This is a genomic window from Pseudomonas kribbensis (genome assembly GCF_003352185.1).
Lineage (GTDB): Bacteria > Pseudomonadota > Gammaproteobacteria > Pseudomonadales > Pseudomonadaceae > Aquipseudomonas > Aquipseudomonas kribbensis.
On sequence record NZ_CP029608.1, the window covers coordinates 3258545 to 3281546 of the forward strand.

A 23002-nucleotide genomic window follows, 5' to 3' on the forward strand; every position below is an offset into this window, starting at 1 on the left:
GAGGATTCACCATGCCCAAGTATTTCGATCCGCACATTCATATGGTCAGCCGCACCACCGACGACTACCAGAACATGGCCGCCGCCGGCATCACCGGGGTGATCGAACCGGCCTTCTGGCAGGGTCAGGCCCGCACCAGTATCGGCAGCTTCATCGATTACTTCGACACCCTGCTGGGCTGGGAGCGCTTTCGCGCCAGCATGTTCGGCATCCATCACTTCTGCACCATCGGCCTCAATCCCAAGGAGGCCAATGATTTGTCGGTGGCCAATGAAGTGCTGGAGATCCTGCCTCGCTATCTGGTGAAAGACGGCGTGGTGGCGGTCGGTGAAATCGGCTACGACGACATCACGCCGGAGGAAGATCGCTTTCTCGCCGCGCAGCTGGAACTGGCCAGACAGTTCAATCTGCCGGTGCTGGTGCACACGCCGCACCGCGATAAGATCGGCGGCACCAAGCGCACGCTGGCGGTGATTCGCGAGGTGGGGATCAATGAGAATCTGGTGATCATCGATCACCTCAACGAACTGACGCTGCCGCTGGTACTGGACAGCGACTGCTGGCGCGGCCACTCGATCTACCCCAACACCAAAATGTCGGAACAGCGCATGGTCGCCCTGCTCCAGCAATACGGCACCGATAAAATGGTGGTCAACAGCGCCGCCGACTGGGGCATCAGCGATCCGCTCAAGGTGCCGAAAACCGGTCAGGCGATGTTGGCAGCGGGTTTCAGCGAGGCCCAGGTCGAACAAGTGCTGTTCCATAACCCGGTGGATTTTTTCGCCCAGAGCGGCCAACTGGACAAAACCCTGATCAGCACGCCGCTGCCCATCGATCAGCGCCGGCAATGGCAGGACAACTCTGCCCTGCGCGGGCAGGAGCCGGTGATCAAATGAGTGCCGGCATGGGTTGGGCTGCCGCGCAGGTCGGGTATTGCAGCAACGTGCACCCGACCCATGACCTGGCCAGGCTGAAGGCCTCCATCGAACAGCACTTTCAGGGCGTGCGCGCACAACGCGGGCTGAAACAACAGGACAGTGGGCTTTGGATCAGCGCCCTCGCCGCCACCGGGTTACAGCAGAAATCCGCGCAGGCGGAGTTTCTCGAACTGCTGCAACGCAGTGGATTGCGACTGACCTCGCTCAACGGTTTTCCCTACGGACAGTTTCATGAGGGCGCGGTGAAAGCCGCCGTGTACCTGCCCAGTTGGGCCGAGCCGAAGCGCCTGGCGTACAGCCTCGAACTGGCGCAGATCCTCGCGCAGGCGTTGCCGGCGGATTGTCATCAAGGGGTAATTTCCACCGTACCGCTGGGGTACGCCGCCACCTGGAGCCCGACGCTGCAACAACGTGCCGAGTTTCAACTGCGCGAGCTCACGACGTCACTGGCCAGGCTGCACCGGGAGACCGGCAAGAAAATCGTGTTCTGCCTGGAGATGGAACCGGACTGCGTGCTGGAAAACACCGATCAGGCCATCGCCTTCTTCCGCCGCTGGCAAACCACCGATCCGCACCATGAGTATCTGGCGCTGTGTTTTGACGTCTGCCATCAGGCCGTGATGTTCGAAGACTGCTATCGCTCGCTGGTCAGGCTGCGTCAGGCGCGGGTGCCGATCGGCAAGATCCAGCTTTCCAATGCTCTGGTCTGTCGCCTGCCCTCCGTGGACGACAGCCGTCGCGAACGGGTCCTCAAGACCTTGCGCGATTTTTGCGAAACCACCTACCTGCATCAGGTGAAGGCGCTGGACGCGCAGGACCGCTTGGTGGCCTGGGCCGATCTTCCTGCCGCCCTCGACGATTGCGCGAAGCACCCGGATCTCTTTTCCGAGTTGCGTATTCATTTCCATATCCCGCTGTTCAGCGAACAGCTGGTGTTGCCCGAGCTGAGCGGCAGTCAGATCGCCCTGGCGCAGACCTTCGACTATCTCGCCGACCATCGGGAGTTTCGCCCCGTGCTGGAGGTGGAAACCTACAGCTGGGGCGTCCTCCCCGCCCAACTGCGCCCGACCACCGAGCATGCCCAGCTGCAGGGCATCGCGGCGGAACTGAAATGGGTCGAGGAGCAGTTGCGCCAACGGCAACTGTTGCAGCCACAAGCGCAGGAGACGTACGCCGATGCCCTCTGAACAACCACGCCAACCGCTGCTGCTGATCAACGTGGTCGGGCTGACGCCGGCGTTGCTGGGTGACGCGACCCCGAACATCAATGCCCTGCTCAAAACCGCCAGAATGGCCAGCCTGCAACCGGTGTTCCCGGCTGTCACCTCGTCCGTGCAGGCCTCGATTCTCACCGGACGACCGCCGTCCGAACACGGCATCGTCGGCAACGGCTGGTACTTTCGCGATCAGGCCGAAGTGAAGTTCTGGCTGCAGCCCAATGCGTTGATCCAGGGGGAAAAGGTCTGGGAAACACTCAAGCGTGAGATCCCCGGGTTTCGCTGCAGCCAGTTGTTCTGGTGGTACAACATGTACGCCGACGTGGACGCCGCCATCACCCCGCGTCCGCACTACCCCGCCGATGGCCGCAAATTGTTCGGCCTGTATTCGTCGCCCGCTTCGTTGCACGAAACCATCGAACGGCAGATCGGCGAGTTTCCCTTTCCCGGGTTCTGGGGGCCGGCGGCGGGCATTGCGTCGAGCCGCTGGATCGTCGATTGCGCCATCGCCGAATTCCAGCTCGACCGGCCCGACCTGCAATTGATCTACCTGCCGCACCTCGACTACAGCCTGCAGCGGGTGGGCCCCGATCACCCGTCGATTGCCGATGAGGTGCGGGCCATCGACCATGAGGTCGGGCGGCTGCTGGCCTTCGCCGAGGCGCAAGACGCAGCGGTGATGCTGTTGTCCGAATACGGGATCGAGGCGGTCAACCAATCGGTGTCCATCAACCGCGTGCTGCGCTCGGAAGGTTTGCTGGAAGTACGCCAGTCGCTGACCTGGGAACTGCTCGACCCCGGCGCCAGTGCAGCCTTTGCCGTGGCCGATCATCAGATCGCCCATGTCTACGTGAAAAACGCCCGGGACATACCCCGCGTCAAAGCGTTGCTGCAGCGCCAGCCCGGCATCGAGCAGGTGCTGGACAAGGCCGAGCAACGGGCCTTTGCGCTGGATCACCCGCGCAGCGGCGAGCTGGTGGCCGTGGCCGCCGCGGGGGTCTGGTTCGATTACTACTACTGGTTCGACGATCGCAAGGCCCCGGATTTTGCCCGCACCGTGGACATCCACCGCAAGCCGGGCTACGACCCGCTGGAGCTGTTCATCGACCCGGCCATTCGCTTTCCCAAATTGAGAGTCGCACGCCGCCTGCTGCAGAAAAAACTCGGTTTCCGCTACTACATGGACCTGATTCCACTGGACACCGGACTGGTCCGTGGCAGTCACGGCCGCCTACCCGAGCGCGAGGACACCGGCCCGCTGCTCATCACCAATTGCGATCTGCCGCTGCCGCAAACCCTGGCGGCCACGGCAGTGAAACAACTGCTCCTTCAGCATTTTCTGGGGCACCTCTACCACCACTCGGCCAATGCCAAGGAGCTTCCATGCGGCGAGCCATTTCTTTAACCGTTCTCAGTGCACTGGCCGGTTTGGCTCAGGCACAGGACACCAACAGTTTCGATTGCAATCAATTCCTCAAGTTTGGAACCGACATTGCCAAGACCCGGGCGGCGTTCCAGCAGAGTCCCGAAACCATGGCCTGGAACTGGTTCGTCTGTCTTAACCAGTTCAGCCCCACTCAGGCCAGTAACCGGGTGTGGGAAACCATGAAGCCTTCGGACCAGGTCTACCTGCCCGATGGCGCTGCGCCCGGCGCCTACGCCAGTCCGGTGCCGCCTCCTGCCGAGGTGCTGACACAGGCCCGAACGTTGGGAATGGACCTGAACCGGACCTTCCATAACCTCAATGCCACGCAACAGGTCGATGGCCTGGCGCTGCACATGGGCGGCGCCGTGCCTGCTACTCAGAAAGGCAACCCGGTGCGTTTTCAACTGCTGATGGGTCAGGACACCTTCGATTACATCGTGCAGCGTAAGGTCTACAACATGAACGGTCAGGCCGCGCTGCCGGACAACCTGGACTTCCCGGCCACCGCGTGGGAGTTGAAGGCCGCGTGGCTGTGGATCGGCTCGGACACCACCTACCGGCAGACCCTGGCCAACGACGGTTACTACATTGGCCAGGCTTATTACGAGCAGGACGGCACCTATCAGGTCGGCTATGCGGCGTTGAGCGGTCTGCACGTGGTCAACAAGCTGGACGCCAACTGGGTCTGGACCACCTTCGAAAACGTCAACAACAGCAAATACACGGTGACCAACGCCCCCACACCGACGCCGATGACCAACACCACCGGGCCGACCCCGGCCGCCAAACCGGTGAACGTCAGCTTCCAGGCGAGCAACCCGACGCTGTCGAAGTACGAGCTGATCGGGGTCGAGTTCCAGCCCGTCACCCAGGTGCTGGCCAACTCGCAGCTGGAGTCGGCGTTCCAGAACACCTCGTCCTGTCTGGCCTGCCACGGCACTGCGGCCTACTCGAACGACAAGGGCTACTACAACTTCGCCATGAAACAGGATGGCGGCATCGTCTACCCGACCACTCCGCTGCCGGCCTCCGACTTCGAAGGCTACAAAAAACTGGACTTTGTCTGGTCGCTGAAGCGCGCCCAGTGGCAACGCTAAGGAGCACGACATGAGCGTATTGAATTTCCCCCGGATCTACCTCAACGGCCATATGTTCTGGAACCCGCCGACGGCCAACAACAACGATGTGCTGCCGCTGTATGACGCGGTGAAGATGGATATCAACTGGCCGTTCACCCGCTACTACGACATCACCCAGGAGAACGCTCCCACCACCCTGATGCCCTGGATCATTTCACCCGTTCAGCAGAATGATCTGCCGCCCTATGTGCAGCAGGTGCCGACCAACGGAGGCCCGAACACCTTCCCGTTCATACCCGCCGAATGGGACCTGTTTGGCGACAACGCCTGCGGGACGGTGAGTTACCAGAGCACCCGCTCGACCATTATTGGCGGCGAGTTGCAGGCTAACACCTACATTGCTCAGGACGCACTGGTCGGCAGGGACTTCCAGCTGCTCGGCAATCCCTTTGGCAGTCAGAGCCCGACGGCCGCGCGCTTCGTCGATATCAGCCCGTGGCAGAACACCTTCACGGCGCTGTACTTCGACAAGTTGCAGCTGGGAGATGCCACCTGCGGCCTGACCTTGAACCGGCAATACCGGATGCTCGACCGCTTCCTGACGTTCAATTGGGCCGGCGACTTCGGTGGTCTGGCGTATGTCACCACCACCTGGCAGACCTGCTTTCCCCGGGACAATCTGGAATGGGTCATCGGCGATTCCGTCCTGCTGAGCAATCTTCAGCAACAGATGGAGGCGCAAAACGCTCAGGGCCTGATGTTCAGGTTCGCCACGTACCTCACCTGTTACGACAGGAACGGTGTGTTCAACGACTTCCCGTACGTCAACACCCGCGACAATGGCCCAGCGGCACAGGCCCGTTTGACGGCGATGTATCAAAAGGGGCTGGACAACGTTTCCGGTATTTTCTTCAACCCCGCCTACAACCGTACCGTAGCGACCCTGGGTCTGTGGCTCGACCACGAATACCCCACGGCGCCCGCCGGCCCGCGTCTGGTCACCGACCAGAAGATCATGGTCACTCGCCCCGACATGCCTAAGCCGACCAGCACCAATCTGGGTGTGACCTCGGCGCAGATCACCAACAACACGCTGTCGCTGGATCTGGCCAACACGTTCCCGTTCTATCCGCTGGACAAGAACGCCGATGTCCTGACTGCCGAGAAGTTCCAGGCCGGCGACTTCAAGCTGGGCGTATCGCAGAACGGGAATTTCGTGCCGGTGGTCGACATCGGTTTCGAGCAGTACCGACAGTCGGCCTTCGACAAGCGTTCGGGCCTGCTGGATATCCCTCTCAGCTCCACGCAAGCGACCACCTTGCAATCCGGCCCGCTGGAGTTGCAGCAACAGACTTCATCAGGCCCCGTGAAAGCCGCCACTCAGCAAATCTGGACTGCCGAGGTGGTAGAAAGCGGCACCTTCGTCGACGTGAACGATCGCAAGACGCTGACCATCATGGTGCAGAAAGATGGTCAACCGGCCGCCCACACCACACTCTGGGTGGTGGAATACGGCAACCCTTACAACGTGACCACCAGCGACTACTACCTGACGTTCTCGAATAACCCCGACTTCACGCTGTTCTACGACAACGCAGACCGCAACAAAAACACCGCCAACCTGCCACAGTTCAAGGGCACGGCACCTGTAGCGAACTATCTGGCCACCGGCAGCGGTCGTCGACTGGTCAATCTGGAAACCAAAGACAAACCGGTGGGCGTTGAGGTCAGTTATCAGTCATTCATGAATGGCTCAAGTAAACCGATCACGGTCCCCCTGACCCCTTGCCTGGAATTCGACGCCGGCGTCTACACCCACGGAACGCTGGATAACGATCAGACAGTGGATTACTCCTACGTCGCCACCACCACCAACGGCGACGGCATCGCCCAGGTGAGTTTCAAGGCTGTGGCCCCGGGTTTCCCTACGCTGCGCTTCATCGTCAAGGAAGGCACCAGTGACCCGGCGATCCCATTCAGCTTCGCGCTCAACCAGGCCCAGATCGACTTCCTCGCCCCCCTGCGCGTCCTGCCTCTGGACATGCCGTTGCAACAGGACTTCGTCAACTACTGGAACGAGATCTACAAGAACAAGAATGCGCCCGAGGCGATCTGGGATGACTTCATCTACCCACGGGTCCTGAAGACCTTCTACTACCTGTACCCGATCATGAACAAGTTCATGCCGCTCAACTCCCGCACCCGGGTGGAAGGCGCTGTCGATCAGTTGATCCGGCTGATCAGCAAGGAGTACCAGGAAGAAAGCACCCTCGCGATGCCCATCACCCGCGACCTGTCGCAAAGCCGTCGCGCGGTGCTGGAGTTGTGGGCGCAGAAACTGGTCAAGCGCAACTTCCCGCCCGTGAAACTCAACATGAGTGATTACGACGACCTTTGATCCATCAGGAAAGATGAGCCACTGCGGGCCTCGCGCCCGCAGTGCGCCTTGCCAGGGAGTGACCCATGAACGTCAGCCTCTTGAATCGTCTGTTGCTGTTGATCCTGCTGTTCTGCCCGTCTGCATTCGCCCAGGACAGCGGCGCCGTCTACTTCACCAATGGCGTACACAATACGCTGGGGTGCAATGAACAGAACGGCAACTGCATCGCTAAACGCAATCCAGGTGAGCCTTCCGACCCGTTCTTCCCGGCGTTCTGGATCAGCAACTGGACCATGTACCGGGTGATGCACAACTACGAAAACAACCCGCCGCCCTACAGCAACCCGCCAACGACCCTGAAGCCTGCGGACTACACCGTCTCCCGAGGGACCAGCTATTACGACACCACCTATATCCCGCCGGACGGCGACGGCTTCGGCGCGATGATGGAGCACTACGAGAAATACTGCCTGCCGATCTTCCCGATCAAGAACAATAACTACACCTGCTCGTTCGTGTCGCTGGGCAACAAGGCGTACTTCCTGACCTATCCGCAGGACCGCCCGAAAGACATGCCGGCCTGCTGCATGTTTTCGCCGATGAATCATCCGCCACGGCAGGACTTCATCGAACACCTGCCCTACAGCGCCGAGCGCAGCAAAAACCTCGATGGCAGCGTGCAGGCCTACGCCCTGGATCTGGATTCGCCACAAGGACCGATCCTGTTCGGCTACGCCTTCTACAAAAAGATGTCGGGGCAACCGCCCTACCGGCCGCCGCAGTCGTTCTTCTTTTCCGGCGATACCAGCGTCGCCAACGCACCGATCGTGAGCCAGAACTACACCGACTTCCGCATCGCCAAACCGGACCCGAAACAGACCTGGGCGCAGGTCGCCGCCATGTGCCCGTCGAATCCGCCACCCTGCCAGTTGTTCGAACCGCCGGCTTCGCAGAGCAATGGCCAGAAGGCGCAGTGGAACAAGCTCATGCAGCGTAAACCGTGATCAACGACGAAGGATCGCCATGAAAACCACATTCTGTTTTTCCGTGATGTTGCTGGGTCTGGCCAGCCTGCCGGTGCTGGCCAGGGAACAAGCCATGCCATCGATGCAGGCCAGCCAGTTGAACTGCCAGCCGCCGAGCACCGCACCGGCCGCCACGGCCGGTCAGGATCAGTTCGATCAATACAGCTGGCAGATGTTCATTGCCCTGAGCTGGCCGGCAAAGAGCGGGCAGCGCGGCAATCCCGACTGCACCAAACAGCCCGGTGCGGCGGGCTACACCGTCTGGCAGACCTACAAGACGGTGGGGGAAATCTTTCTGCCAAACGCTGCCAACCCCGGGCCGTGGAATTCCCCGCAAATTGCCAAGAGCTTCAACATCATCAACATCGCCTCTTTGAAAAACAGCGCTCAGGTCAACGCCGTCGATCAGGCGGTCGGCGGCTGGTTGATCGATCAGGCGAAGAATCCGACCTATTACGATATTTCGGCCAACGAGACTTCGTACAACTACATCGTCAACAACAACTTCTATAACGCCGATGTCGTCTCCAAAGCCAACAACATCACGTTTCCGTGGGGCGTCATCGAGATCAAGTCGAGCTGGCGCATCCTCACTCCCCATGACAACGCCAGCCGTTACCTGACCCTGCTTGCCCGGGTGGCGACCTTCGATGAGCAAGGCCGGAAGAACGGTGTCACCGAAGCGTTTCTGGGGCTGGTCGGCCTGCACATCATCACCAAGGCCAACGGTTATCCGCAGTGGATCTGGTCGACGTTCGAACAGGTCGACAACGTTCCGCCCAAGGCACTGGTGAACGGCCAATGGGTCGATCAGCCGGTCGCGGGCACGGCCTATTCCTACTTCAACGCCGCCGCGCCCGCCGCGTCCCTCAACCAATCGCCATGCGACTGGCAGACCCAGGGCCCGCATCAAGTCTGCGTGCCCAAACCCGGCACCACGTTCCAGACCCCGAACCCGCTGAACCGGGTCACGCCGATCGCCGACATCACCAACCAGATCAACGCCAGTTACCAGGCCGATCCGGGGCTGCAAAACAGCGTGTTGAAGTACTACCAGCTCATCACCACCCAGCGCCCGCTGATGCCTGACAACCCAGGCAACCCGCTGGGCCAGCCGACACCTGCACTCTCGGCCAACGTGACCATGGAAAGCTACATCCAGCCCAACAGCAGTTGCATGAACTGCCATTCCATGGCGACGCCGGTCAAGAGTCCCTACAAGTCGGATTACTCCTACCTGTTCAAATTCGCCAATTCGCCGCTCGGCAAAACCATCAAGGACGGGAAATAAATCATGAGCATCCTCAACGGCCCGCGACTGAATTTCTGGGGAGGCATCCGCACGGATGTCAGCCTGCCGAACAATTCACCGACCATTCCTTATGACGGCGATGACAACTGGCCGATCTTTGACCTGACCACTTCGACCCTGGCGTCGGGGGCCCGGTCTTATACCGACGATCAGTTGAACAGCATGATCAATGCGCCTACGGGCGACTACTACACCGCCGGTGGCTGGAATCATTACGGGCAACATGTCGTCGACATGCAGAATGCGCTGATCAGTTCTCAGGGCAGCCCGGGCAGCGTCAGTACCACCGGGGATATGGTGGGCCAGCCGGTCTATCTGCTGGGTTCCGTGGACCCGGTGACCGGACAGAAGCCGGTTTCAGGCCCGATGATGGTGGACCTCGACCCTACCTCAACCACCACCACCCAGATATTTGTCGGTGGCCTGCAAATCGGTGGCAGCAGCAACATCCAGTTGCTGATTCACGATAATGCAGTCTGCAGCAGCCTGGATCTCGGCAAGCGGGTGCTGCAGCCAACGCCGAAGGAGCTGGATGCACCCGGTTCCTGCCGTATCAGTGGCACCTTCCAGCTGACCTTCCCGCTGAGCAGTATTGTCAGCTGGAACCAGAACAGCGCCGGTTTGCGATCAATCATCCAAGCCCCGGGCGCCACCGGCATCGTCCTGCGCTTCGTGATGTTCGAAATGTGCCCGACGATGACCACGCCCCAGTTGCAAGCCGATTATGCCGCCGGCAGAGACACCCCGAACCCGAGCATCGGCCGGGTCATCGGTACATTGGCGCCGGCGTTCGCCAATGAGCCGCTGGACTGTCAGGCGGGCCGTCAGATCGTCAATCAGGGCACGGGCGGCACCGGCTACGCCGATCTGAGCAACCCGGCCATGCTGAGCGTCGACATGGTCAATATCATTCCGAAACAGACGTTCAGGGCCGTTCGGGATGACATCACCAGCCCTATCGGACCTAACGGCAATTACGGCACTGTCACCGTGGCAGCCGGCGAGACCACCCTGGGCACACTGGATCCGACCAGCAGTCCCCTGCTCGACTATTACGTGTATGGCGGCATTGTCGATCTGCCGCTCAATACAGCCCAACAGTCGGCTGTCAGATCCTCGCCGCTGGCCATCAGTGCCCCCGGCTCGGTCGCCGGGACTACGTTGCAGGCCACGGAGTCTGTCTATCGGATCTACGCCGATCAGCGCAGTGTCTATACCGAGGACTACCCGCAGGGCCTGTCGATTACGCTGCAGGTCCGGTATCTGGGGGCTGCGGTGCCCAGCACAACCGAAATCGATCTCACTGCCGCGCCCTCGGGGCCGTATTACACGCAACAGCGCTACTGCGACTTCCTTTATTTCCCTCCTGCCCTGACCGTGAGCCCCGGTCAGTTGTCCGTCACCTTCTCCGTCAACGTAAAACCCGCAGCGGCGCCCCTTGCCGGTTTCGTCGCCCTGACCTACACCGTCAACGGCCAGGACAGCGGCACGTATTTCACCAACTTCCGCAAATACGCCGAGACCGACTTCGGCATTCCCAGAGGCACCACCATCACCTGGGAACAGATGTACCCGAACGTCCTGCGTTTTCACTATCTGGCCTTCCCGGCCATGTCTCGCTACATCCCGCTGAACCAGCCGGACGCGATCATGGGCGCGAAGAACCCGATCCTCGCGCGGACCTCGGATGCCTACAAAGGCACCACGCTGTTCATGCCTGTGGTGAGGTCGATGTCGCCCTGTCAGCGGGCGTTGCTGCGGGCCTATCTCACGGGCGAGCCGTGGCAACCACCGCAGTAATCGCGCCCCTCAGCCCATGGAGAAAAACCTATGACTGTTCATATTCCTGCGCGCCCCCGCGAGATGCTATGCCCGAGCACCATCATCGCCGAAGGCCTGCTGAACCCGCGTGGCGCCTGCCTGCAGAGCGATGGCAGCCTGCTGCTGGTCGAGGCTGGTTCGGGCCTGCCGGACCAGACATTCAGCGGCCGCATCAGCCGATTACGCCCCGACCCACTGCACCCCGGCGCCTGGCTTGCCCGGGAAACTCTGACTCAGGGCTTTCGCTCGATGAACATGCAGGCCCGCATGCTGCGCGATGAAATCATGGGCCTGTCGGACATCGCCTGCGGTGACGGGCGCTGTCTGGTCAGCCAGACCGACTACGTCGCGGGCTCGAAGCTGCTGGACCTGCAATACACCCCGCCGGAGGCGGTGTTTCACAGCCGGGGCAATCTGAATGCGCTGTGTTATCACCCGACCCGCCGCAGCTGGCTGGCGGTCAAACCCGATACCAACCAACTGGTGGAGTTCAGCAGCGGCGAGGATGAACAGGTATTGGTCGAATTGCCGGATCTGGACATGGGACAGGAAGCCGTCCCCGTCACGCTGGTGTACGAACCGACGACAGACGCGGTGCTGATCAGCCTGTTCTCCGGGGAGTTGCAAGGCGACCCGGCCCGCAAAGGCATCGACTTTGATGATCAGGCCGGCCAGGTAATTCGGGTCTGGCCCGACACCGGCCGGATCGAAGTGCTGATTCGCGGCCTGCAACTGCCCACCGGGCTGGCACTGTGTCCGCAAGGAAATGTGTTGGTGCTGGAGCTTTGCAGCCGTCTGCAACAACCGCTGCCGCCTGACTGGAATGGCGAAACACTGCATGGCGGTTTCACTCGATTCAGCGGACGACTGTTGAGCTGCAACCTGCAAACCGGCGAAGTGACCGTGCTCGCCCGTGACCTGGATACTCCGTCCAACCTGTGTCTGGTGCAGGACGCGGTGCTGGTGAGCGAAGGCATGGGGTTGACGGGACGACCGTTGCCCACGCCGGATAACACGGTGGTTGCATTGAGCGGCAGGCTGCGTCGGGTGCAACTCTGAAAACAGAAAAAAGGGCGCGGCCTCATTGAAGCCGCGCCCTCTGTTTACTGAGTCACCACGATCTTGCCGATCATCTGCGGATGCAGCACGCAGAAATACTCGAACTCGCCCGGTGTATTGAACACCCAGGAAAAACTGTCATTGGTGTCCAGCGCCCCCGAGCGGAACACCTTGTGGGTTTCGGCCACCGTGTGCGGGATCTGGTCGTCATTGACCCACGTCACCTTGGTGCCGACGGTCACGGTCAGGTCCTTGGGGCCGAACATGAATTCCTTGATGTCGACCTTCACCTCCTGCGCCCACGCCGGCATCGATAACATCAAACACATCACCGCCAAAAATCGCGTTTTCATCGGGCTGCCCTCCCCCTAGACCAGTGTCGAATCAATCAGCGCCAATGGATGATCGCCTTGTGTCGCCCGCACCTCGGTGATCCCCAGATAATTGCGCAACTGATCGGCCGCCACGGTCATCGGACCCGGCGACGGCGCCGCGCCCGGTGCCGGTTGCGGATAGGCCGTGCCACGGGCGGTGTGAAAGGTGATGTTGCCTTCGACTTTCTGGATCACCTGATGGATATGCCCGTTCAGCACCGTCACCGAGCCGTACTTGCGCAGCATCGCAATCGCCTGATCGCCGTCCTCGGTGCCCCAGCCCCAGGGCTGATAGATCGTCCACAACGGAATGTGGGTGAACACCACGATGGGCGTGCTGGTCGATACCGCGCGCAGATCATCGGCCAACCACGCCAGTTGATCGGCGCCGAGGTTGGCTTCATGGCCGGCCTGGAAGTTGAAGACATTGACCAGCGCAATGAAATGCACGCCGTGGTCATCGAAGCTGTACCAGCCATTGCCTTTGGTGCCCTTGCCGTAACGCCCCAGATAGAGCTTGCCGCCGCCCTCGTCGAGGGTGTCGTGTTCACCGGGGATGTAATGCACCGTGGAAGGCAGGCCTTTGAGCACTTGCGCCGCCGTGTCGAATTCCTCGGCCTTGGACAGGTGGGTGATGTCGCCGGTGTGCAGGATCAGCGACGGCCGTTTCGGCAGTGCGATGACCTTGTCGATCGCCACTTGCAGGGTTTTCACCGGCTCCGGATTGGCTTCCTTGTTGAAGCCGATGTGCGAGTCGCTGATCTGCACGAAGTGAAAGGTGCTGGCCAACGCCTTGGGATCGCTGACGTTGCCCGCCTCATCCATCGCAAAGGCTCTGGGAATGCCGCCGCTCAGGGCCCAGAGGACCCCGGCTCCGGCCCACGCCGAGCATTTGAGTAGCGTTCGCCGGTCCGGGTTGCTCAGAAAGCCGTCGGTACGCAGTGGATGTTTTGTTTGATTGTCCATCGGTAGGTCCTCGCTGGCGGACTACAGTGATGTAGCTGACACCAGAGAGAACTTTGCGGTCCGGGCGTTTATTCCACGCCGCAAAACAAATTCTTTTCAGGGAATAAAACACGACGCATCACGGTTATAGGGGTGTGACGGTGCGGAAGCCACTATGAATCGATTCGAGGAACTGATTGCGCCGCACCTGGACGCGGCTTACAACCTCGCGCGCTGGATCACGGGCAACGACGCCGCTGCACGGGATGTCGTGCAGGAAAGCGCCTTGCGCGCCTTCCGGTTTTTGCAGCGATTCGCCGACGGCAACGCCAAGGCCTGGTTCCTGACCATCGTGCGCAACGAAAGCTACACCTGGCTCAAAGCCTCGGCCGGGCGCCACTGGGTCACCATCGATGACGAAACCGGTGATATCGACGGCGCACTGAGTCACGGCCAGAGTCCGGAACTGTTGACCATTCACACGGAAAACGCAGCATTGCTCCAGCAAGCCCTGAGCGCCTTGCCGCCGGCGTTTCGCGAGGTCATTGTGCTCAAGGACCTCGAAGACTTGCCCTACAAGGACATCGCCCTGGTGGTCGATATTCCTATCGGCACCGTCATGTCGAGGCTGGCCCGGGCCCGTGCGATGCTCAAGCTCGAATTACTGAAGTGGCACGACAATGAATGAACTCGACTGTACGGCTTGCCAGACGCAACTGCATGGCTATCTGGATCAGGAACTTGATCCGGCGATGGCTGCAAACGTGACTGCGCATCTGGCCCTGTGCACCGCGTGCAAGCATCTGTATGCGGAGGCGAAGGTGCTGAAGATCAGCGTAAAACGCCATGCGCCGTATTACTCGGCACCGGAATCACTGGTCGCCAGCGTGTTGGCCGCTGTCGCTCCCGCATCGCCGAGCCCGTTGGAACGCTGGCGAAAATGGTTCGCCCCGGCGTTTTCCGCAACGGCACTGGCGCTGGCTCTGGTGCTCTACGTGGCAACGCCCGGCAGCGAACAACCGTTGATGGACGAAGCCGTCTCCAGCCATGTGCGCTCGTTGATGGGCGCTCACCTGAACGATGTGGTGTCGTCCGACCGCCACACCGTAAAACCCTGGTTCACCGGCAAACTCGACTTCTCGCCACCGGTGGTTGATTACTCGGCACAGGGCTTTCCGTTGCTCGGCGGCCGGCTGGATTACCTGCAACACCAGACCACCGCCGCCCTGAGTTACGGCCGGGCCAAACACATCATCAATGTGTTTATCCTGCCGACACCGGACGCCGACAAGCCTTCGCAAAGCCAGACGATTCGCGGTTTCAACGTGGTTTCATGGCAGGCTGGCCATATGCGTTTCGTACTGGTTTCCGACGTTGAAAAAGGCGAGCTGGAAACGTTCGGCAAGTTGCTCAGGGATGGTGTTTGAGAGTCCCTCAATGGTGCAGCGCGTACAGACGACAATGTTCCAGATAACCGCGTTCATGCTGCCCCACCAATTGCACGACACTGGACCAAAGCCACGACGGTGCATCCAGCGTCCTGGTGTGGCAACTTTTCAGGTCGCGGATCCAGGCCGCTCGCGTCGCAAGGTCCATTTGCCGCGCATGAGCAAGGCCGACGACGTTGGCCAGATAAGCGGCGGCGAGCAACGCTTCAGACTGGCTCAACTGATTCAATTCCAGCTTCATGTCTTGAGGCAGCAGTTCGCGCAGGAAAAAACCCTCGTCCAGGACGCGTGTTGCAATCATTCGATTGCCCAGACCGGGTGAGAGATGTCGGGCCCCTTCCACCACCCGCCGGCCATTGTCACGCGGCATGGAGGCTTTCGGCACACGTGGCGCCGCAGCCGCGACGGCTTGCTTGAGATCGAGCAGGCAAAACTCCTGATCGTCTCCGGCACCCACACCCAGCAACAGCGCATAGCGTTTCAACCCCAACGAACTGCAACCTTTGACCCAGTAGGCGGAGTCGAGCAATTGGACCTTGTCGTCCTTCGATCTGCCTTTGAGCGAGGTCACCAGCGTATGGACATCATCGGTCGCGCACAGCGCTTTCAGCGCGGCGCGTTCCGCTCGCGAAAGTGACCAGAAATGCTTCCCAAGGGGAATGGATGGCTTGGTGTTTTCGATACGCTCATAGGCCAGGTGTTTCCAGGTGCGCTGCACGGCGCTGCGCATGCTGGCCTTGACCTGAGGCGGACGCGTCGGGTCTTCATCGACGTTGCCTTCGAAAGCGCTTTCGTAGCCGCGCATCATGCCTTCGAGCATTCTTGCGGTGGTCACACCTGGCAGATCCGAGCCTCTGGCAGCCGTCGCCAGGGATAACGCGAGCCGCACGAGGTCATGCGCCGGGTTGCCGATGACCGTCTGATCGAGGTCACGAATGTGAATATCGATCCGGCCCTTCGAATCCCCCGTCGGCCCCAGATTCCCTGCATGGCAATCACCACAGATCCACACCGCCGGCCCCCGTGGCAAACGCCTGCCGGGCTGACTGTGCAGCCATTCGTAGAACTGAACGGTACTGCCCCGGACATACGCATGGGCAGACCTGGCCATCTTGAGATTTCTGAGTTCGCTGAGTGTTTCCAGACGCTGGGAGGGTCGAGGGGTCTTCATGGAAAATACTTGAGTGGGTGTATTCCATCGACCCTTCGCATGCGCGAATGTTTCAATTTGTTTCAGAGCAATAACTGTCTCTTCAGCGACTTGTTCGCTTCAAGGTTTCACTCGGTAACTCATTGAACAGCGCCCGATAGCTATTGGAAAACCGCCCCAGATGCCAGAACGACCAGTTCATCGCCACTTCGGCCACCGTAGTGCCCGAGGCGGCCCCCTTGAGCAGTTCCCGGCGGGCACTGTTGAGCCGACGCAAACGCAGCCACTGAGTCGGTGACATCCCCGTGTAAGCCTTGAACGTCTGCTGCAATTGTCGCAACGACACCCCGGCCACTTGGGCCAGCTCCAGCAGATTGAGGGTTTCTTCCGGCGAATCCGCCGCCCATTCACCCACGCGCTTCATGGTTTGCCGTTCTTCGGCGCGACGCTGCAAACCACCACTGTCCAGACACACCCGGGCGTTATCGAGGATGAACAGACAGTCCTCCAGTAACTGCTGAGTCAGCGCCTCTTTGCTTGGCTGATCAAGGGTTTGCGACAACTTTGTGAGCGTCGAGCTTAACCAGCGGCTGAACAGCGCATTCTGCGCGCCGTTGAGCGGCGCCATGAACAGGCCTTCCAGCCGGGCCACGTCCAGACCGTTGCGGCGGACGAATTCCGGACCGAACACCACGGCGATTTCCTGATAGTTCTCCGGGGTGATCCAGATGTTCCGGCTCTCTTCGTTCAACAGATAGAGCGCGTTGTCACTGCGATCGAAACAGAACGCCAGAGACCCCGAGGGTGCACTGAAATTCTGCTCCACCCGGGTGTTCATCTGTTCTTCGTAGACCTCCACACCTTCCAGGTCCAGATAACGGATTCGCCCGGCGAAATGCCCCGGCGACATCTGCTGGTAATGCTGGACCCAGCCCGGTGTCGCACGGATCTGCTCGGCGACATCGGCGGTGTTGAAAGCTTGAACCTGTAGCGGATTACACGTTGTCATGGGAGACCTTGCGCACTCTTTTGGTGCGCTTTGGTGCTGCTGAAAGTGGATAGATGGAACGGCAAGGCCCGCCCAAGATAGTCGTCAACGCGCCACAGGGGAAGCCTGCGAAAGATGAAATCGCAATTCCCCCGCGTCAATAAAACCAATGACGAGGTCTTTATGAATGCCCCTTTCGATCAGCTGTTCACATGGCTGAAAGATCACAAGATTACCGAAGTGGAATGCGTGGTCAGCGACCTGACCGGCATCGCCCGCGGCAAAATTGCACCGACCAACAAGTTCCTGCATGAACGAGGCATGCGCCTGCCGGAAAGTGTGCTGCTGCAAACGGTAACCGGGGATTTTGTCGACGACGACATCTACTACGACCTGCTCGACCCGGCCGACATCGACATGGTCTGCAAGCCGGTGAGCGACGCGGTGTATGTGGTGCCATGGGCCATCGAACCGACGGCCATCGTGATCCACGACACCTTCGACAAGTTCGGCAACCCGATCGAGCTATCGCCGCGCAACGTGCTGAAGAAAGTCCTGCAGTTGTACACCGACAAGGGCTGGAAGCCGATTGTCGCGCCGGAAATGGAGTTTTACCTGACCCAGCGCTGCGAAGATCCGGACTTGCCGTTAAAGGCACCGCTTGGCCGTTCCGGTCGTGCCGAAAGCGGTCGTCAGTCGTTTTCCATTGATGCGGCCAACGAATTCGATCCGCTGTTCGAAGACGTCTACGACTGGTGCGAATTGCAAGGCCTGGACCTCGACACGCTGATCCACGAAGACGGCCCGGCGCAGATGGAAATCAACTTCCGCCACGGCGACGCGCTGGATCTGGCCGACCAGATCACTGTGTTCAAGCGCACCCTGCGTGAAGCTGCACTCAAGCACAACGTCACCGCAACCTTCATGGCCAAGCCGATTGGCGACGAGCCCGGCAGCGCCATGCACCTGCACCAGAGTGTGGTGGAAATCACCACCGGCAAGCCGATTTTCGCCAATGCCGACGGCAGCATGAGCGACCTGTTCCGTCATCACATCGGTGGTCTGCAAAAGCTGATCCCGAAGGTGCTGCCGATGTTTGCGCCGAACGTGAACTCGTTCCGCCGCTTCCTGCCGGACACTTCGGCGCCGGTCAACGTCGAATGGGGCGAAGAAAACCGCACCGTCGGTCTGCGGGTCCCGACCTCCGGGCCTGAGGCGATGCGCGTGGAAAACCGTCTGCCCGGTGCCGACGCCAACCCGTATCTGGCGATCGCCGCGAGCCTGCTGTGTGGCTACATCGGCATGGTCGAGGGCATCGAGCCAAGCGCTGCCGTCGAAGGCCGCGCTTATGAGCGCCGCAACCTGCGCCTGCCGATCACCATCGAAGAAGCCCTGACCCAGATGGAAGAGTGCGACACCGTCGCCGAGTACCTGGGCAGCAAGTTCGTGCGTGGCTATGTGGCGGTGAAGCGTGCCGAGCATGAAAACTTCAAGCGCGTGATCAGCTCCTGGGAGCGTGAGTTCCTGTTGCTGAGCGTCTGAGACCTTCACTACCCCTGTGGGAGCGAGCTCGCTCGCGAATGGGCCAGTTCAGTTAACGAAGACGGCGACTGACACACCGCTTTCGCGAGCAAGCTCGCTCCCACAAGGGGAGCAACCCATCACCTGAAATCCAATAATTCGAAGAGGTGTCGATATGCGTCTGTTGAAATCCCTGATCCCCGCCGCCCTGGCCCTGGCCTGCAGTGCAGGTGCCCAGGCCGAACCCCAGGTCAGCATCTACAACTGGACCGATTACATCGGGCCGACCACCCTCGCCGACTTTCAGGCCGGCAGCGGTATCAAGGTGATCTACGACGTTTTCGACTCCAACGAAACCCTGGAAGGCAAACTCCTCGCCGGTCGCACCGGTTACGACGTAGTCGTGCCTTCCAACCACTTTCTCGCCCGTCAGGTGAAGGCCGGTGCGTTCCTTAAACTGGACCACTCGCAACTGCCGAACTGGAAGAACCTCGACCCGAAACTGCTGGCCCTGCTCGAGAAGAACGATCCGGGCAACGAACACTCGGTGCCGTACCTGTGGGGCACCAACGGCATCGGCTATAACGTCGACAAGGTCAAGCAGGTGCTGGGTGTCGACCACATCGATTCCTGGGCCGTGCTGTTCGAACCGGAGAACCTGAAAAAGCTCACCCAGTGCGGCGTGTCGATGATGGACTCGGCGGACGAGGTGTTCCCGGCCGTCCTCAACTACATGGGCATGGACCCGCGTAGCGAAAACCCGGAAGACTTCAAGAAAGCCGAAGCCAAACTGCTGAGCATCCGCCCGTACATCACCTATTTCCACTCGTCGAAATACGTGTCGGACCTGGCCAACGGCGATATCTGCGTGGCCTTCGGTTATTCCGGTGACGTATTCCAGGCGGCCAACCGCGCCAAGGAAGCGAAGAACGGCGTGAACATCGCCTACGCGATTCCCAAGGAAGGCGCCAACCTGTGGTTCGACCTGCTGGCGATCCCCGCCGATGCCGGCAACACCAAAGAGGCCCACGCCTTCATCAATTACCTGCTCGACCCGCAAGTGATCGCCAAGGTCAGCGCCTCGGTCGGCTACGCCAACCCGAACCCGCCGGCCAAGCAATACATGGACGTGGCACTGGTCAGCAATCCAGAAGTGTATCCGCCTCAGGAAGTGCTCGACAAACTCTACATTTCCACCACCCCGCCCCAGTCGATCATGCGTCTGATGACCCGCTCCTGGAGCAAAGTGAAGTCGAACAAATGAATCAGTACACCCAGGAACACGCCCGCTCCTACTACGCTGCATCGGCCCGGGCGCGCACGCAATACCCTGCACTTGAAGCCGATCTGATCGCCGATGTCTGCGTGATCGGCGGCGGCTTCACCGGCGTCAACACCGCCATCGAGCTGTCCCAGCGCGGCCTCTCGGTGGTGCTGCTCGAAGGCCGGCGCATCGGTTGGGGCGCCAGCGGGCGCAACGGCGGCCAGTTGATTCGCGGTATCGGCCATGAAGTCGAGAGTTTTGCCCGTCATGTCGGCACGGAGGGCGTGCGCTACCTGCAACAGGCCGGCGTCGACTCGGTGGAGCTGGTGCGCCGGCGCATCGAAGACAACGCCATCGAGTGCGACCTGCGCTGGGGCTTCTGCGAACTGGCCAACACCCCGGCGCAGTTCGAGGCGTTCAAGGCCGAACAGGACAGTCTCGCAGCCTCGGGCTATGCCCATGAAACGCGACTGGTCAGCCCTGAAGACATGCGTCGGCAAGTCGTCAATTCGGATGCCTATAAAGGAGGCCTGATCGACATGGGCTCGGGCCATCTGCACCCGCTCGATCTGGTTCAGGGCGAAGCGCGGCTGGCAGCGTCGCTCGGGGTGCGGATCTTCGAGCAGAGCCCGGTGCTGGAAATCATCCACGGTGCGACGGTAAAAGTGCGCTGCGCCTCAGGCACGGTGCGCGCCGGCAGTCTGGTGCTCGGTTGCAACGCGCATCTGGACGAACTCGAGCAACAGCTCAGCGGTAAAGTCCTGCCCGCCGGCAGCTACATCATCGCCACCGAGCCCTTGTCCAGGGAACGCGCCGCCGAACTGATCCCGCAGAATCTCGCGCTCTGCGACCAGAAAGTCGGCCTCGACTATTACCGGCTCTCGGCGGACCGGCGCCTGCTGTTCGGCGGTGCCTGCCATTATTCCGGGCGGGATCCGGCAGACATCGCCGCCTACATGCGACCGAAGATGCTCAAGGTGTTCCCGCAACTGGCGGACGTGGGCATCGAGTTTCAGTGGGGCGGCAAGATCGGCATCACCGCCAACCGCTTCCCGCAGGTCGGGCGGCTCAAGCAGCACCCGAACGTGTTCTACGCCCAGGGTTACTCCGGCCATGGCCTGAACGTCACCCACTGGTGCGCTAAACTGTTGGGCGAAGCGATTCATGCCGGCCACAGCCAGGGCATGGACGTGTTCAGCGGCGTCCCGCACATGACCTTCCCCGGCGGCCCGGCGTTGCGCTCGCCGCTGCTGGCACTGGGCATGTTCTGGTATCGCCTGCGGGAAATGCTGGGCTGAGGCTCGCCGATTTGCTCTATCGCAAAGCACTTCTATATTGATGAAGTGCTTTTGCGTTCCTGACGCTCAGTGCCCAACACACTCTGGAGGTCATGGATGGAGTCGTCAGCCACCGACAAACCGCAGGCACCCGGCCAGGCACCGGTCAAGACCCGGCGCTTCAGCATTTCGCTGGTGTGGATCGTGCCGATCGTCGCGGTGCTGGTGGGTATTTCGCTGGTGGTGCACAACCTGATGCAGGAAGGCCCGACCATCGTCGTCACCTTCAAGACCGGCAGCGGTCTGACCGCCAACAAGACCGAAGTCAAATACCGCAACGTGGTGGTCGGCCAGGTCTCGGACGTCGAACTGGCCGACGACCAGAAGAGCGTCAACGCCACGATCAAACTGGCCAAGCAGGCCGAAACCTTTACCCGCGAAGACTCCAAATTCTGGGTGGTACGCCCACGTATCGGCGCCGGTGGCGTGTCGGGCATCGACACCCTGCTGTCCGGCGACTACATCGGTGCCGACATCGGCCAGTCAGATTCACGCGCCAAAAACTTCAATGGCCTGGAAAACCCGCCGCCGATCACCTATGGCGAACCGGGCAGACGCTTCAACCTGCATTCCTCGGATCTGGGCTCGCTGGACATCGGCTCCCCGGTCTATTACCGCAAGATTCCGGTCGGCCAGGTCGTGGCTTACGCACTCGATCCCGATGGCAAAGGGGTGAATATCGAAGTGTTCATTCACGCACCGAACGATGCCTTCGTTACCGAGAACACCCGGTTCTGGAACGCCAGCGGCATAGACGTGAACGTCGGCGCCAATGGTTTTGCGGTGAAGACCGAATCGCTCTCGACCCTGCTGGTCGGTGGCATTGCCTTCCGCGCGCCGGATTACAGCCCCAATGATGTGGCGGCAGCGGATGAAAAATCCTTCGACCTGTTCGAAGACCAGCAGACCGCCCTCGCCCCGCCCGCCGGCAAACCGCAGTACCTGAGCCTGCGTTTCGATCAGGCCATGCGCGGTCTCAAGGTCGATGCGCCGGTCGAATTCCTCGGCATGGAAATCGGCCGCGTGGTCAGCATCAACCTCGACTACGACGAGAAGAAGCGCAGCTTCCCGGTCAACGTCGGCATCGTGATCTACCCACAACGCCTCGGACGGGCCCACGAAAAGATGCTCAAGGTGCTCAACCACAACCCGGAAGACGAAGCCGCCGCCGTGCGCCTGATCGGCACCTTCGTCGACAACGGTCTGCGCGCCCAGGCCCGCAGCGGCAACCTGCTGACCGGTCAGCTGTACATCGCCCTGGATTTTTTCCCGAAAGCCGAAAAAGTCGCGTTTGACCCGACGGCGCGTCCGATCGTCATTCCGACCATTCCCGGCAGCCTCGAACAGTTGCAGGAAAAACTCGAGGCGATGGTCGACAAGCTCAACAAACTGCCGGTGGAACGCATCGCCGGCAATCTCGACGGCAACCTCGTCGAACTGCGCAAAAGCCTGAGCCAGTTCAACACCAAGACTCTGCCCAGTGTGCAGAACACCCTGGCAGACGTGAGCAAGACCCTGCAATCGGCCAACTCGACGCTGGCCGAAGATTCGCCGCAACGCGAAAAACTCACCCAGACCCTCGACGAACTCGGGCGTATGTCGCGTTCGTTGCGTGAACTGTCGGATTACCTCGGACGCCATCCGGAATCGCTGATTCGCGGTCGCCCCGACAACGCTGCGCCACTGGATCTCAAGGGACCGCCGCGCAATTGAGCACA

19 protein-coding genes are annotated in these 23002 nt (G+C 60.7%); 15 read left to right on the top strand and 4 right to left on the bottom strand.

What is annotated here, in order from left to right; translation table 11 throughout:
• Window positions 1–11: 11 nt before the first annotated feature.
• From DLD99_RS14820 to DLD99_RS14860, 9 genes are all read left to right on the top strand, one after another.
• Window positions 12–896 carry a TatD family hydrolase gene (locus DLD99_RS14820; protein ID WP_114883177.1) on the top strand — a complete coding sequence of 295 codons (885 nt, stop codon included), beginning with the start codon at window positions 12–14 and terminating at the stop codon, window positions 894–896.
• Complete coding sequence (gene eboE, locus DLD99_RS14825) at window positions 893–2125, top strand: metabolite traffic protein EboE (RefSeq protein WP_114883179.1); 1233 nt, start codon at window positions 893–895, stop codon at window positions 2123–2125. Before DLD99_RS14820 ends, eboE begins: the two co-directional genes overlap by 4 nt.
• Window positions 2115–3560 (top strand): alkaline phosphatase family protein, encoded by a 1446-nt coding sequence (locus DLD99_RS14830; RefSeq protein WP_114883181.1) that lies wholly within the window; start codon window positions 2115–2117, stop codon window positions 3558–3560. Before eboE ends, DLD99_RS14830 begins: the two co-directional genes overlap by 11 nt.
• Window positions 3539–4678 (top strand): hypothetical protein, encoded by a 1140-nt coding sequence (locus DLD99_RS14835; RefSeq protein ID WP_114883183.1) that lies wholly within the window; start codon window positions 3539–3541, stop codon window positions 4676–4678. Before DLD99_RS14830 ends, DLD99_RS14835 begins: the two co-directional genes overlap by 22 nt.
• Window positions 4679–4688: 10 nt before the next feature.
• Complete coding sequence (locus DLD99_RS14840) at window positions 4689–7058, top strand: hypothetical protein (protein ID WP_114883185.1); 2370 nt, start codon at window positions 4689–4691, stop codon at window positions 7056–7058.
• A gap of 65 nt (window positions 7059–7123) precedes the next feature.
• On the top strand, window positions 7124–8044 hold the full coding sequence (locus DLD99_RS14845; RefSeq protein ID WP_114883187.1) for a hypothetical protein: 921 nt from the start codon (window positions 7124–7126) through the stop codon (window positions 8042–8044).
• Between the two features lie 19 nt (window positions 8045–8063).
• Complete coding sequence (locus DLD99_RS14850) at window positions 8064–9356, top strand: hypothetical protein (RefSeq protein ID WP_114883189.1); 1293 nt, start codon at window positions 8064–8066, stop codon at window positions 9354–9356.
• 3 nt (window positions 9357–9359) lie between these two features.
• Entirely contained in the window at window positions 9360–11177 is a 1818-nt protein-coding gene (locus DLD99_RS14855; RefSeq protein WP_114883190.1) for a hypothetical protein, read from the top strand.
• 30 nt (window positions 11178–11207) lie between these two features.
• Window positions 11208–12257, top strand: coding sequence for a hypothetical protein (locus DLD99_RS14860; protein WP_114883192.1), 1050 nt, complete (start codon window positions 11208–11210; stop codon window positions 12255–12257).
• 44 nt (window positions 12258–12301) lie between these two features.
• Here the strand turns inward: DLD99_RS14860 and DLD99_RS14865 are convergent, their stop codons facing one another.
• The gene (locus DLD99_RS14865; RefSeq protein ID WP_114883195.1) at window positions 12302–12610 is read right to left on the bottom strand and encodes a plastocyanin/azurin family copper-binding protein; all 309 of its coding nucleotides are present in this window, start codon (window positions 12608–12610) and stop codon (window positions 12302–12304) included.
• 15 nt (window positions 12611–12625) lie between these two features.
• A complete protein-coding gene (locus DLD99_RS14870; RefSeq protein ID WP_114883197.1) occupies window positions 12626–13597 on the bottom strand; it encodes a metallophosphoesterase family protein in 972 nt (323 codons plus the stop codon).
• A gap of 154 nt (window positions 13598–13751) precedes the next feature.
• Here DLD99_RS14870 and DLD99_RS14875 point away from each other — a divergent pair, with 154 nt between their 5' ends.
• On the top strand, window positions 13752–14264 hold the full coding sequence (locus DLD99_RS14875; RefSeq protein ID WP_114883199.1) for a sigma-70 family RNA polymerase sigma factor: 513 nt from the start codon (window positions 13752–13754) through the stop codon (window positions 14262–14264).
• Window positions 14257–15003 carry an anti-sigma factor family protein gene (locus tag DLD99_RS14880; RefSeq protein WP_114883201.1) on the top strand — a complete coding sequence of 249 codons (747 nt, stop codon included), beginning with the start codon at window positions 14257–14259 and terminating at the stop codon, window positions 15001–15003. The genes DLD99_RS14875 and DLD99_RS14880 overlap by 8 nt, the downstream gene beginning before the upstream one ends.
• 7 nt (window positions 15004–15010) lie before the next feature.
• Here DLD99_RS14880 and DLD99_RS14885 read toward each other — a convergent pair whose 3' ends face one another.
• Window positions 15011–16195 (bottom strand): DUF2252 family protein, encoded by a 1185-nt coding sequence (locus DLD99_RS14885; RefSeq protein ID WP_114883203.1) that lies wholly within the window; start codon window positions 16193–16195, stop codon window positions 15011–15013.
• An 82-nt stretch (window positions 16196–16277) separates the two neighbouring features.
• Complete coding sequence (locus tag DLD99_RS14890) at window positions 16278–17183, bottom strand: helix-turn-helix domain-containing protein (RefSeq protein ID WP_114883205.1); 906 nt, start codon at window positions 17181–17183, stop codon at window positions 16278–16280.
• A gap of 162 nt (window positions 17184–17345) precedes the next feature.
• On the opposite strand from DLD99_RS14890, the gene DLD99_RS14895 reads away from it, so the two are divergent.
• From DLD99_RS14895 to DLD99_RS14910, 4 genes are all read left to right on the top strand, one after another.
• Window positions 17346–18704 carry a glutamine synthetase family protein gene (locus DLD99_RS14895; RefSeq protein WP_114883207.1) on the top strand — a complete coding sequence of 453 codons (1359 nt, stop codon included), beginning with the start codon at window positions 17346–17348 and terminating at the stop codon, window positions 18702–18704.
• A 154-nt stretch (window positions 18705–18858) separates the two neighbouring features.
• Window positions 18859–19947: a polyamine ABC transporter substrate-binding protein gene (locus tag DLD99_RS14900; protein WP_114883209.1), complete on the top strand. Its 1089-nt coding sequence runs from the start codon at window positions 18859–18861 to the stop codon at window positions 19945–19947.
• Window positions 19944–21245, top strand: coding sequence for an NAD(P)/FAD-dependent oxidoreductase (locus DLD99_RS14905; RefSeq protein ID WP_114883211.1), 1302 nt, complete (start codon window positions 19944–19946; stop codon window positions 21243–21245). The genes DLD99_RS14900 and DLD99_RS14905 overlap by 4 nt, the downstream gene beginning before the upstream one ends.
• Before the next feature lie 96 nt (window positions 21246–21341).
• Window positions 21342–22997 (top strand): PqiB family protein, encoded by a 1656-nt coding sequence (locus tag DLD99_RS14910; protein ID WP_114883213.1) that lies wholly within the window; start codon window positions 21342–21344, stop codon window positions 22995–22997.
• The last annotated feature ends 5 nt before the right edge of the window (window positions 22998–23002 follow it).